11 protein-coding genes are annotated in these 11,422 nt (G+C 76.4%); 5 read left to right on the top strand and 6 right to left on the bottom strand.

What is annotated here, in order from left to right:
• Positions 1–281 precede the first annotated feature (281 nt).
• Together ACFV0G_RS21900 and ACFV0G_RS21905 are read left to right on the top strand one after the other, a co-directional pair.
• Positions 282–1,085, top strand: a complete 804-nt coding sequence (locus ACFV0G_RS21900; protein WP_380550288.1) for an exodeoxyribonuclease III — start codon at positions 282–284, stop codon at positions 1,083–1,085.
• Between the two features lie 173 nt (positions 1,086–1,258).
• Complete coding sequence (locus tag ACFV0G_RS21905) at positions 1,259–1,828, top strand: hypothetical protein (protein ID WP_380550291.1); 570 nt, start codon at positions 1,259–1,261, stop codon at positions 1,826–1,828.
• 51 nt (positions 1,829–1,879) lie between these two features.
• Here the strand turns inward: ACFV0G_RS21905 and ACFV0G_RS21910 are convergent, their stop codons facing one another.
• Together ACFV0G_RS21910 and ACFV0G_RS21915 are read right to left on the bottom strand one after the other, a co-directional pair.
• The gene (locus tag ACFV0G_RS21910; RefSeq protein ID WP_380550294.1) at positions 1,880–2,599 is read right to left on the bottom strand and encodes a lysoplasmalogenase; all 720 of its coding nucleotides are present in this window, start codon (positions 2,597–2,599) and stop codon (positions 1,880–1,882) included.
• Positions 2,596–3,462, bottom strand: coding sequence for a sterol desaturase family protein (locus ACFV0G_RS21915; protein WP_380550297.1), 867 nt, complete (start codon positions 3,460–3,462; stop codon positions 2,596–2,598). Before ACFV0G_RS21915 ends, ACFV0G_RS21910 begins: the two co-directional genes overlap by 4 nt.
• A gap of 126 nt (positions 3,463–3,588) precedes the next feature.
• Here ACFV0G_RS21915 and ACFV0G_RS21920 point away from each other — a divergent pair, with 126 nt between their 5' ends.
• Complete coding sequence (locus ACFV0G_RS21920; RefSeq protein ID WP_380550300.1) at positions 3,589–5,007, top strand: DUF2398 family protein; 1,419 nt, start codon at positions 3,589–3,591, stop codon at positions 5,005–5,007.
• Positions 5,008–5,021: 14 nt separating this feature from the next.
• Here the strand turns inward: ACFV0G_RS21920 and ACFV0G_RS21925 are convergent, their stop codons facing one another.
• The 4 genes from ACFV0G_RS21925 to ACFV0G_RS21940 all read right to left on the bottom strand — a co-directional run bounded on the left by ACFV0G_RS21925 (position 5,022) and on the right by ACFV0G_RS21940 (position 7,243).
• The gene (locus tag ACFV0G_RS21925) at positions 5,022–5,228 is read right to left on the bottom strand and encodes a cold-shock protein (RefSeq protein ID WP_380550303.1); all 207 of its coding nucleotides are present in this window, start codon (positions 5,226–5,228) and stop codon (positions 5,022–5,024) included.
• 101 nt (positions 5,229–5,329) lie between these two features.
• Positions 5,330–5,509 carry a hypothetical protein gene (locus ACFV0G_RS21930; protein WP_380550306.1) on the bottom strand — a complete coding sequence of 60 codons (180 nt, stop codon included), beginning with the start codon at positions 5,507–5,509 and terminating at the stop codon, positions 5,330–5,332.
• 156 nt (positions 5,510–5,665) lie between these two features.
• Positions 5,666–6,283: a TetR family transcriptional regulator gene (locus tag ACFV0G_RS21935; RefSeq protein ID WP_380550309.1), complete on the bottom strand. Its 618-nt coding sequence runs from the start codon at positions 6,281–6,283 to the stop codon at positions 5,666–5,668.
• 63 nt (positions 6,284–6,346) lie between these two features.
• The gene (locus tag ACFV0G_RS21940; protein ID WP_380550324.1) at positions 6,347–7,243 is read right to left on the bottom strand and encodes an acyl-CoA thioesterase; all 897 of its coding nucleotides are present in this window, start codon (positions 7,241–7,243) and stop codon (positions 6,347–6,349) included.
• Between the two features lie 136 nt (positions 7,244–7,379).
• Between ACFV0G_RS21940 and ACFV0G_RS21945 the strand changes: the two genes are divergently transcribed.
• Both ACFV0G_RS21945 and ACFV0G_RS21950 read left to right on the top strand, forming a co-directional pair.
• Entirely contained in the window at positions 7,380–8,747 is a 1,368-nt protein-coding gene (locus tag ACFV0G_RS21945) for an SWIM zinc finger family protein (RefSeq protein WP_380550312.1), read from the top strand.
• Positions 8,744–11,323 (top strand): DUF6493 family protein, encoded by a 2,580-nt coding sequence (locus ACFV0G_RS21950; protein ID WP_380550315.1) that lies wholly within the window; start codon positions 8,744–8,746, stop codon positions 11,321–11,323. Before ACFV0G_RS21945 ends, ACFV0G_RS21950 begins: the two co-directional genes overlap by 4 nt.
• Positions 11,324–11,422 lie beyond the last annotated feature (99 nt).

An 11,422-nucleotide genomic window follows, 5' to 3' on the forward strand; every position in this document is an offset into this window, starting at 1 on the left:
TGGCGCTGCCCGCGCGCGCCGGGCTGGAGGCGCTCGGGCAGTCCTTCGGGGCGCCCGCCGAGATCGGCGCCGCGACCGGCGTGGAGCGGCTGCCGGACGGCCGCTGGGTCGCCGCGGCCGAGCCCGTCCGGCGGGGCGGCGGCGCGGCGGCGGTGGTCCGGCCGAGCCGCTGACCGGCCGCCCGCCGACGCTCCCGGTGTTGTCGGCGGCGGGCGGTATGTTCGGGGTGGGCGCCTCCCGGGCGCCCGCCCCTGCCCCTCCGACCCGGGAAGGCCGCCGCCGTGACCGTCCGCATCGCCACCTGGAACATCAACTCCGTCACCGCGCGGCTGCCCAAGCTCCTGGAGTGGCTGGAGAGCGCCGCGCCCGACGTGCTCTGCCTCCAGGAGCTCAAGTGCGCCGCCGACGCCTTCCCGCACGAGGCGGTCGCCGAGCTCGGCTACCAGACCGCCGCGCACGGCAACGGCCGCTGGAACGGCGTCGCGGTGCTCTCCAGGCTCGGCCTGGAGGACGTCGTCCGGGGCCTGCCCGACCAGCCCGGGTTCCAGGCCGACGACGCGCTGCTGCCCGACGTCGAGCCGCGCGCGATCGGCGCGACCTGCGGCCCGGTCCGGGTCTGGTCGGTGTACGTGCCCAACGGCCGCGAGGTCGGTCACGCGCACTACCGCTACAAGCTGGAGTGGCTGGAGGTGCTGCGCCGCGCCGTCCTGGAGGACGCGGCCGGCCCCCGCCCGTTCGCGGTCCTCGGCGACTTCAACATCGCGCCCACCGACGAGGACGTCTTCGACGTCTCGGCCTTCGAGGGCCTCACCCACGTCACCGCCCCCGAGCGCGCCGCCCTGGCCGCCCTGCAGGAGGCCGGCCTCCAGGACGTGGTGCCCCGCCCGCTCAAGTACGACCGCCCCTACACCTACTGGGACTACCGCCAGCTGGCCTTCCCGAAGAACCGCGGCATGCGGATCGACCTGACCTACGGCAACAAGGCCTTCGCCGACGCCGTCACCGACAGCTACGTCGACCGGGAGGCGCGCAAGGGCAAGGGCACTTCGGACCACGCCCCGGTCGTCGTCGATCTGGAGGTCTGACGGGGCCGGGGCCCGGTGCGCCGGTCACCCCGGGTGATCGAACGGACTCGAACGGTCCCCGTGCGGTGGCCGGGGCGGGGCGCGGTGCCTAGCGTCGGGTGCGACCGGGTGCGGTTGCCCGACCACGCGGACGGCCCAGTCCCCGGCCGCACCCGAGAACCTGGAGGTCCGGCATGCGCCATCCGCGTACCGCCGCCGCCGTGCTGGGATCGACCGCGCTGCTCGCCCTCGCCGCACCCGCGGCGCAGGCCAAGACCGTCGAACCGGCCTGGGTCAGCCCCGCCCAGGCCGCCCCCGGCCAGCCCGTCACCGTCAGCGTCACCTGCAAGGACAAGAGCGCCAAGACCGTGACCGCCACGTCCAAGGCGTTCACCGGCGGCTCCGTCACGCTCAACGCGGGCTCCGACGGCAAGTACTCCGGCACCATCACCCTGGTCTCCGCGACCGAGCTGACCCTCACCGCCGAGCAGTCCGCCAAGTCCTCCGACTGGGGCGTGGACGGCAAGTGCCCGAACGGCGACGAGTTCTCCGGCAGCGTCGGGCTGATGCCCGCCTCCGCCGGCGGCGGCACCGAGGACGACCACGGCGCCACCGAGCCGCACGGCAGCGTGCAGACCGGCGTCGGCGGCTCGGTCACCGGGGCCGGCCCGACCCAGCTGGCCGCGGGCGGCGCCCTGGTCGCCGCCGGCCTCGGCGGGTTCTGGCTGCTGCGCCGCCGTCCCGACGGCGACCCGCAGGACTGATGCGGCGGCCGGGCAGATCTCCCGCAGCCGTCCGTCCTCAGCGCCCCGGCGTCACGCCGGGGCGCTGAGCCGTGCCCCGGCCGCCACCGGCCCGTCCGACTCCCCGGCCCGGTCGGCGGCCGCGGCCGCGGCGGCCCGGACGGTGCCCGAGGCCAGCAGGTACTGCGCCGCGATGTACGTCGCCATGATCCAGAAGTCGTGGCCGGGCAGCTGCGGCCAGCTCGCCAGCTTGGTCGCGATCAGGCTGTCCGACAGCAGGAACAGCCCGCCGCCGACCCCCGTCCGCAGGCCGATCCCGGCCGAGGTCACCGCGGTGGAGGCGAGCAGCAGGCTGTAGAGGGCCACCGGCACTCGGAGGCCGCCCAGCCCCGGCCAGAGCCCGGTGATCATGCAGGCCCAGGCCGCCGCGTACGCCGCGCCCACCAGCAGGCTGCGCCGCCGGTCGTCCAGCGCGCCCATCCGCACGAACATCGTCACGTAGCAGACGTGCGCCGCCGCGAACGCGCCCATGCCGGCCAGGAACGGCGCCTGCCCGTCGAGCTGGAGCAGCACGTCGCCGGCGGCGCTCGCCAGCAGCGCCGGCGCCAGCAGCCGCGGCGCCCGCTCCGAGGAGGCCAGGCTGTGCGCCGCCAGCAGCGGCATCAGGGCCGGCTTGGTCGCGTTCTGGAGCACCGACGCGCCGGTGACGATCGCCCCGAGGTGGGCTGCCGACGTGGCGGCGTAGGCGGTGACCAGGCCGCGGGCGGCGCGCAGTCGTCGGGTGATGGTCATGCGGGCACGCCCTCCGGGCTCTCGGTGCGGTCGGGGTCGGGTTGCCAGCCCGGCCCCATGGCGAGGTGGCGGACCTTGTCGCCCCAGGTACGGGCCGCCGCCACGTCGCGGGCGATCGCCGCGTACTCGTGGGTGGCCACCCGCAGCGGGTTGTGGGTGGTGATGTTCTTGGTGAGGCCGTACACCGGCCGGACGGTCTCCGCGGCGAACGAGCCGAACATCCGGTCGAAGACGATCAGGATGCCGCCGAAGTTGCGGTCCAGGTAGCCGCCCTGGGAGGCGTGGTGCACCCGGTGGTGGGACGGCGTGTTGAAGACGTACTCGATCCCGCGGGGGAGGCGGTCGATCCGCTCGGTGTGGATCCAGAACTGGTAGACCAGGTTGAACGAGGAGCAGAAGGCCAGCGCCGCCGGGTGCACCCCGGCCGCGATCATCGGCAGGTAGAACACCCAGCTGGTGGCCCCCGTCCAGGGCTGGCGCAGCGCGGTCGACAGGTTGTAGTGCCGGCTGGAGTGGTGCACCACGTGGCAGGCCCACAGCACCCGGACGACGTGGTGGCCGCGGTGCGACCAGTAGTAGCAGAAGTCCTGCGCGAGCAGCATGAGCGGCACCGTCCACCACAGCACCGGCACCCGCAGCGGGGTCAGCGCGTACAGCGCGGAGTAGGCCGCCACGATCGGGATCTTCCAGAGGGCGTCGAAGAGCAGGCTGCCCAGGCCCATGCCGAGACTGGTCGCGGTGTCCCGGGAGGCGTAGCCCTGTTCGTCCTCGTCCGGGTGGAAGCGGTAGGAGGCCATCTCCACGACGGTGAGCAGCACGAAGGCGGGTATCGACCACAGCACGACGTCGGGCAGGTTCGGCATGCGAGGACGATAGGGGAACGGACGCCCAGGTGGAAGGGGTGGTTACCGGTGCGTACGGCGGATCCCGTGCGGACCTCCCCGGGCGGGCCCGTGCCGCGCCGCCCAGCGTCTAGGCTGGTGGCCGACATGGAGCAGCACGAGTACGCGGCCGGCACCGGGGAGGTGGCGGGCGGCATCGCGGTCGGGCGCTTGGGCGGGGCGGGGCAGCTCACGGTCCAGGCGCTGCCAGGGCTGTCCGGACCCGCCGAGGTGCTGGCCCGGCGCTTCGCCGAGGCGGACGACGCCGGGGCGCACGAGCTGTTCACCGCGGTCTACGGGCTGTACGGGGCGCGTCACCTCGGCGGGCGCCCGGCCGGGGCGGACGGCGCTGCCGCCGCCAGCTGGTGGCACGGCCCCACCGTGCACCGGGCGCCCGGTGCCAGGTCCGCGGGCGGGCTGCGCCGCGCCCGCCGGGACGAGCCGGGCCTTCGGGTCCCGGTGCAGGGCGCCCCGGGGCGCCACCGCCGGCCCGAGCGCGCCCGCGGCTCCGTACCGGGCGCGGCCGCCGGCGAGCGCCGCACCGCCGCCCGGCTGCTGCTCGCGCAGCCGCTGGTGACCGCCGACGGCCCGCACGGCGCCGGCTTCCCGCTGATCGCGCGGCACGCCGACTGGCTGCGGGAACGTTTCATCGAGCTGTTCGACTACCCGCTCACCCTCGGGCCCGGGTACGCCCGGCTGCACAAGGCGGTGCTGCCCGGCCGCGCCCTGCCGGGCGTCCGTCCCGACGACTACGCCGCCCTCACGGTGGCCCTCGCCGCGATCGCCGAGGGTCTGCCCGCCGACCTCGGCCGCCCCGAGGTGCGCCGGCTGCTCACCGAGTGGCGGGTGGTCACCGGGGAGGGCGAGGACGCCGTGGACCCCGCGATCGCCCGGCTGATCGCCGTGCCGCGGCCGGCCGGCGAGGCGTGCCCCGCCGATCCGGGGACGGCCGTGCGCAGGCGGCTGGCCGAGACCCCGGTGGTCCTCTTCGACGAGCTCGCCGCGCCCGAGCGCACCTGGCTGCGCCGCCGGCTGTCCGCCGAGGCGGAGCTCTTCGCCGACCTGCTCGGGCTGGAGGCGGAGATCCGCTCCGAGGGCGTCGCCCTGCTCGATCCGGCGGACGAGCTCACCGATCTGCCGTCCCCCGGCGCCGACCCGCTGGCCCGTACCGCCCTGCTGCTCGCCGAGTGCCTGGTCGAGGAGGTGCGTCCGCTGCCGGACGAGGCGGCGCCGCCGGCCGTGCTCGTCCCCGACGCGCTGATAGACGGCGCCCTCGGCGACATCACCGACGACGTCGGCCTGCCCGAGGGGCCGGGCCCCGACTACCTGGCCGACCGCACCGCGCTCCGCCGCGACGTGCTCGGTCTGCTGCACGCGATGCAGCTGATCGCCCCGGCCGGCCGGAACTGGGTGCTGCGCGCCCCGGCCGCCCGCTACGCGCCGCAGGCCGAGCTGCACCCGCTGCCGGGGACCGGCCGGCACTCGCGGCCGGCCGGCCTCCACATGCCGCGCCAGCGGCTCGCCTGACCTCCTGCGGGGGGCTAGTCGATCGGCCGGACCCGCTCGGCGACCTCGCGGAACTCCTGCACCGTCAGGTCGTACTCGACCTTCTGGCCGTCGCTCAGGACGTGTCCCGGTGCGTCGACGATCGAGTCGTAGTAGACGGTGAGCTCCGGTCCGCCGTCGTCGGGTGTGATGTAGCCGTAGCCGTGGTTGCTGTGGTACGCCCTGACGGTGCCGGTGGCCATGGGACCACCCCCTTGTCGAGGAGGGTTCTGCCATTGACGGCAGTATCGGCCCGCGGCCGGGGGGTTTCCACTCGTCGGCCCGCCGGCCCGGCCCCGGGCGGTCAGCGCGCGGCCGCGCTCGCGGAGGGCGCCTGCTGCCGGACGGCCTCCGCGGTCGCGCCGACGCCCAGGCCGCCGAGGGCGACGGAGGCGGCGACCGCGGCGCACGCGATCTTGCGGCGGTGCCGCCGGGGGAGCGGGAAGCGCGGCTGCGGCCGCGCGGGGTCGGATGGTGCCTTCATGGCCGTGAGCATGGCAGCCGGGTGTGAAACGCCGGCCAACCGCGGATGAAGTCCGGGCGGGCGCTCGGAGAAACCGCGTATCCGTGCAGGTCACAGCGGAGTGCGCGGTTCCCCCGGGCCGGCCGGGTTCACCCGTTCGGGCCTGTGGGGCCCGGCTCAGGCGGCCTCGTACGGGGTGAGCACCAGCCGCACCACGTCCTCCAGGCGCCGCCTGGCGTCGTCGAGGGTGGTGCGCCCGGTCACCCAGGCGGTCAGCTCGCCCTGCCAGGCGTGGCCGACGATGTGCCGCACGACGTCGCCCGCGGTCGGCGGCACCTCGATCATGACCGCGTGCAGCGCCGCGCCGTCCGCGCGCGCCATCGCCTGCAGGGCCTCGCTGGCGAACGGGTCGGTGGACGCCGCCACCGCGACCCGCAGCCGGGCGAGCTCCGGCTGCCGCTGGTAGGCGCGCATGCCGTGCCGGACGAAGCGGACCATCCGGTCGCTCGCCGACAGCCCGGCCCGCCGGCCGCGCAGCTCCGCCACCAGGTCGGTCAGCAGGGAGCGGTGCCACTCCGCGATCGCGGCGGCCAGCAGATGGTCCTTGGACGAGAAGTAGCGGTACGTCGTGCCGAGGGCCACTCCGGAGCGCTCCGACACCTGCCGCATCTGGATCCGCTCGACGCCGATCTCGGTCACCCGGGAGAGGGCGGCCGCGATCAGATTCTCGCGGCGTTCGAGCTGACGGGGCGACATCGCCTCCATCGGACGTGGTGACAGGTCAACCTTGGTCACCCTCACCATGATACGGGCCGGGCCTTCGCGCGGGTATGACGCGATCCACCCCGGATTCGACCGTTACCGTACGTCCCGATTCTCCCTGACCAGGACCTCCTGGACGGCCGAGGCGACCAGCAGCCCCTCCCGGTTGTAGAACTCGCCGTGCGCCAGGCCCCGGCCGTCCGAGGCGGACGGGCTGCGCTGGGCGAACAGCAGCCACTCGTCGGCGCGGAACGGCCGGTGGAACCACATCGCGTGGTCCAGCGAGGCGAGGATCAGCCGGCTGGGCTCCTGGCGCCCGAAGCGGTGCGGCTGCAGGTGCAGCGCGGCGGTGGAGGCGAGGGTCAGGTCGGAGAGGTAGGTCAGCGCGCAGACCTGGAGCAGCGGGTCGTCGTCCGGCAGCGGGGTGCCCGTGCGCAGCCAGACGAACTGCTGCGGCACGCCCGGCACCTCGGGCGGCATCCCGGGCGCGTCGGCGGGCAGGAAGCGCATCTCCAGCGCACGGAAGCCGGTCGACTTGGCGTAGTCCTCCGGGTCGGCCCGCTCCCAGGCCAGGAACGGGTCGGGCAGGTCCTCCGGGCCGGGCACCGGCGGCATCGTGCGCTGGCGGGCCGGCGACTCCTCGGGCCGCTTGAACGACGCCGAGAGCGTGAAGATCACCTCGCCGCGCTGAACCGCCGTCACCCGGCGGGTCGCGTACGAGGACCCCTCCCGCACCCGGTCGACCTGGTAGACGATCGGGCGCTGGGGGTCGCCCGGGCGCAGGAAGTAGCTGTGCAGCGAGTGCACCAGCCGGCCGCCGCCGATCGTCCGCCCGGCGGCGGTGAGGGCCTGCGCGGCGACCTGCCCGCCGAACGCGCGCATCGGCGCGCCGGCATGGCACTGCCCCCGGAACAGGTTCTCGTCCAGCTCCTCGATGCGCAGCAGGTCGATGAACGGGGCGACCGAATCATCGCCCGGCAGGTCCCGGTCCATGGCGTTCGTCACGGTGCCATCTTGACAGATCGCCTGCGGACGGCGGTGTGACCTGGGTTACTGACGGGGCGGGCGAGGACGAGAACAGGTTCCAGATTCCGATGCCCTGTCAGTCCTCCGCCCTAGCGTCCTCGGCATGACGCAAGCCGTACAGACGTACGCCTATCTGCGCCCCTCCGCCGTGCACCAGAGCACCGCCGGGCGCAGCCTCGCCCTGGAGACCTCCGGGGGCGCGACCCCGCTCGGGTCGGCCGCCAACCCGCGGTTCTTCAGCGGCTTCCTGACCTCGCCCGCGGCCGCCGCGGCCGCCCTGCTCGCGGTGGCCGACGTCGCCGCCGCCCGCTACTACCGCCCGCTCCTGCGCGCCTCGCTGGACCCGGTGGTCACCGCCGACGGCGACCGGCTGCGCTTCGAGTCCTTCTCCGGCTGCTGCGGGGTGCACGCCCGCCTCGACGTCCTCGCCGACGGCCTCGACGGCGGCGAGGTCCGGCACGGCACCACCAACGTCGACGTGAACAACCCGCTGCGCGAGAGCCTCTCGCGGCTCGGCGGCGGCGACCCGCTGCACCTCGCGGTCGGCCCCGAGGCGCTGGAGGTCACCACCTTCGACGGCTCACTGGTGGAGAAGAAGGTGCCGCTGCCCGACCGGTGGCTGCGCGGCTTCGCCGAGACCCAGGTGCTGGCGGCCGGCTTCGAGCTGCGCGCCGAACTGCCCGCCGCCGAGGCGGTCCGCTTCCTGCGCGCGCTGCCGCGCACCGGGGGCCGCCCCGGGCCGGCCGGCTGGGTCGTCCCGGCCGGCCGCACGCTGCGCCCGACCAGCCGGCCGGTGCCCGGCGCGGTCTGCCTGCCCGGCCCGGAGCGACTGGCAGCGCTGCAGCGGGTGCTGCGCCACGCGCTCGCCCTGCGGGTCTACGGCCCGGCCCGGGCGAGCGGCCCGGCCGCCTCCGGCTGGGAGGTCGTGCTGCCCGGGATGCGGCTGACGCTCACGCTCTCCCCGGACACCGCGCGCGGCTTCTCCGGCGAGGGCGGCGTGCTGGACGCGCTCGCCGCGGAGGGCTCCGCCGACGACGCCGAGCTGGTCGCCGCGCTGCTCGCCTGGGAGCCGCGGATCGACCCGGCCGAACTCGCCGAGCAGGCCGGCATCCCGGTCTCCCGGGTACGGGCCGCGCTCACCCGGCTCGGCACGGCCGGCCAGATCGGCTACGACCCGGCCGAGGCCGCCTACTTCCACCGCGCACTGCCGTACGCGGCGGGCCGCGCCGAGGCGCACAACCCGCGGCTGACCGCCGCCCGCGCGCTGGTCGCGGCCGGCGCCGTCCGGCTCGGCGGCGAGGGGGCCGTGGTCGCCGTCGGCGACCACGTGCAGCACGTCCGCACCGGCGCCGGCGGGGCGCTCGGCTGCACCTGCCTGTGGTGGGCCAAGTACCGCGGCGGGCGCGGGCCGTGCAAGCACGTGCTGGCGGTCGGCCTGGCCCGCGCCGCGCAGCCGGGGGGCACCCGGTGACCGAACTGATGGATCTGGTCCGCGCGGGCGACGCCGACGCGGTGGCCGCGCTGCTCGCCGGGCTGACGCCCGAGCAGCGGCGGGCCGAACTGCCCGCGCTGCGGGCCCGCCGCACGGAGCTGCGGGACCGCTGGTCGGGCTCCGGCGGCTCCTGGACGGCGCTGCTGGTCGCCGGCGCCGGCTGCCACACCGCGCCGACGGCCGCCGCCGACTGGCTGGGCAGCCGGGTCTTCGAGAACTTCGGCGGCTGGCGCCACCCCGCGCTGCTCATGGTGGTCGAGCGGCAGCCCGCCGAGTGGCGTGCCGTCGTGGTGGCCCGGCTCGCCGAGCGGCGCGCCCCCGGCTGGGGCTGGTCCGAGCACTTCCAGGTGCTGGAGCACCTGATCCGCGGGCTGGGCTGCCCGGTGCCGACCGCGGACCCGTTCGTCCTCCAGTGGCAGCGCGAGCGCTCCCGGCCGGACCAGCGGGGCCCGCTGCCGCCCGGCACCGACCTGTACGCCCGGCTGGCGACCGACCCGTTCACCCCGGTGCTGGCGCCGCGGCTGTTCGAGGTGGCCGAGCTGGGCTCCGAACTGGACGGCCCGTGGGCCGCCCGGACGGACGCGGAGCGCTGGCCGGCCGTGCTGGCGCGGCTGGCCGCCGACGGGGTGCTGGACCGCGCCGACCTGGTCGACCGCTGCCTCGCCCGGCTGCTGCGCGGCGGCCGCCCCGCCGAGCAGCGCTCCTTCCTCGCGGTGTTGCGGGGGCTCGCCCCGGACGAGGACGAGTACGCGGCCCGGGTGCGCACCCTGCTCGGTCTGCTGGAGGGCCCGTCGACCGTGGCGGGCCACGCCCAGCAGGTGCTCACCGACCTGGAACGGGCCGGCCGGCTCGCCGCCGAGGTGCTCGACGAGGCCTCGGCCACCGTGCTCTTCCGGCCGGAGAAGAAGCTCGTCCGGGCCCAGCTGGGCTGGCTGGACCGCGCCGCCCGGGCCGACCGCGGCCGCTCGGGCCCGGTGGTGCTGGCGGCCGCCGCGGCGCTCGGCCACCCTGACCGCGGCCTCCAGGAGCAGGCGCTCAAACTGGTCGCCCGTCACCTGCCGGCCGCCGGACCGGCCGTGCTGCCCGCCCTCCGGGAGGCCGCCGCCGGGCTCGACCCGGCCCACCACGCCCGCGCGGCCGAGCTGTTCGGCACCGAGGTGGCGGCCGAGGCGTACCGGGAGCTGCTGCCGCCGGTGCCGCAGCCCCGCCCGGTGCCGCCGCCGATCGCCACCGCCGCCGAGCTGGCCGAGGAGCTCGGCGCCGTCCTGGCCGGGGACGAGGACCCGGTCGCCTTCGAACGGGTGCTGGACGGTCTGGTGCGGCACGCCTTCCGGGACGGCGCCGGGCTGGCCGCGGCGCTCGCCCCGGTGCTGCGGCAGAACTCCTGGCACCCGCTGCGGCTTGCCGCCGAGGCGGCCGCCGGGATGCTGTCCCCCTCCCGTGCGCACGCCGTGTCCCGCGGGCGCGACACCGGCCTGCGCCGCACCGGTACGGCCTTCGATTTGCACCTCGTCTCGCGCATCGAGGAGGCGGTGCTGCGGCTGACCGTCCGTCCGCTCCCGTACCTGCTCGCGACGCCCACCGAGGGGACGGGTGCCCTGGCGGCGGACGTCCTCGCCGAGCGGATCGCCGGCTACCACCGGCTCGGCGTCACGGCCGGGCCGGTCGACCTCGCCCAGGCCCTGCTGCGGGTCGCACCGCCCGACGATCCGCAGGCGGTGGCCGCGGTGACGCGGACGGCCTCGCCGGACGGTGAGCGGCTGGCCCGCTGGCTGCGCACCGGCGGGCTCCCGCACCGGTCGTCCGAGCCGGTCGAGCCGCCGTCCGCCTCGCCGCGGCCCGCGTGGCGGCCCGCCCCGGCCCGCCGGCTGGCGGCCCTGCCGGGCTCGCCGGCCGCGGCCGGCCTGCCGGCGGACACCGGGCGGCTGCTCCGCCCGCTCACCGGCGGCGGCAGCGAGTGGCACTGGTCGCCCTGGCCGCCCGCGTACTGGGCGGCGGTGCTGCCGCACCACCGGGAGGTGACCGCGGCGCAGCTGCTGCACCTGGTGGCCTCCGCCGCCGACCAGGACGTCCGCGGCCGCGCCCGGGTGCTGCCGTACCTCGCCGAGTCGGGCGGCCCGGCCGGGCTCGCGGTGCACCTCGCGGTCGCCTACGGTCTGGCCGCCCGGCACCGGGAGGACCGCACGGCGGCCGTCGACGCGCTGCTGGTGCTGGCCGCCCGGGGCGACCTGGACGGTGCGCTGCTCGGCCGGGAGGCCGCCGCGCTCATCGGTCTCGGCGCCGTCCGGCCGACCCGCCTGGTGGAGTCGCTGCGCGCCGCCGCCGACACCGGTGCGCACGGGACGGTCTGGTCGGTGCTCGCGGGACTGCTGCCGGCGCTGCTGGCGGGGGAGCCCGGCCGGGAGGCGGGCGAGCTGCTGGCGCTCGGCGCGGACTGCGCCCGGCGCTGCGGTGCCAAGGGGCCGATCGCCGAGGTGACCGCGGTCGCGGGGCGCGGCGGCACGACCCGCCGGGTGCGCGAGGCGGCGGCCCTGCAGGAGGTGCTGGCAGCCTGAGCCGAGTTTGTTTGAAGATAATTATGTGAAGCGTCTGTGTGAAAAAAACACGTGTCAGCGGCGGGTGTGAAAAACACCCAAACACAAATGCTAGAGAGA

This window comes from Kitasatospora sp. NPDC059571 (genome assembly GCF_042735675.1).
Lineage (GTDB): Bacteria > Actinomycetota > Actinomycetes > Streptomycetales > Streptomycetaceae > Kitasatospora.

Bases quoted from the DNA above. Each gene is read 5' to 3' on its own strand.
- ACFV0G_RS21925 (WP_380550303.1), bottom strand. From the start codon at position 5,228: ATGGCCACCGGCACCGTCAGGGCGTACCACAGCAACCACGGCTACGGC.
- ACFV0G_RS21915 (WP_380550297.1), bottom strand. From the start codon at position 3,462: ATGCCGAACCTGCCCGACGTCGTGCTGTGGTCGATACCCGCCTTCGTG.
- ACFV0G_RS21945 (WP_380550312.1), top strand. From the start codon at position 7,380: ATGACGCAAGCCGTACAGACGTACGCCTATCTGCGCCCCTCCGCCGTG.
- ACFV0G_RS21940 (WP_380550324.1), bottom strand. From the start codon at position 7,243: ATGGACCGGGACCTGCCGGGCGATGATTCGGTCGCCCCGTTCATCGAC.
- ACFV0G_RS21910 (WP_380550294.1), bottom strand. From the start codon at position 2,599: ATGACCATCACCCGACGACTGCGCGCCGCCCGCGGCCTGGTCACCGCC.
- ACFV0G_RS21920 (WP_380550300.1), top strand. From the start codon at position 3,589: ATGGAGCAGCACGAGTACGCGGCCGGCACCGGGGAGGTGGCGGGCGGC.
- ACFV0G_RS21905 (WP_380550291.1), top strand. From the start codon at position 1,259: ATGCGCCATCCGCGTACCGCCGCCGCCGTGCTGGGATCGACCGCGCTG.
- ACFV0G_RS21930 (WP_380550306.1), bottom strand. From the start codon at position 5,509: ATGAAGGCACCATCCGACCCCGCGCGGCCGCAGCCGCGCTTCCCGCTC.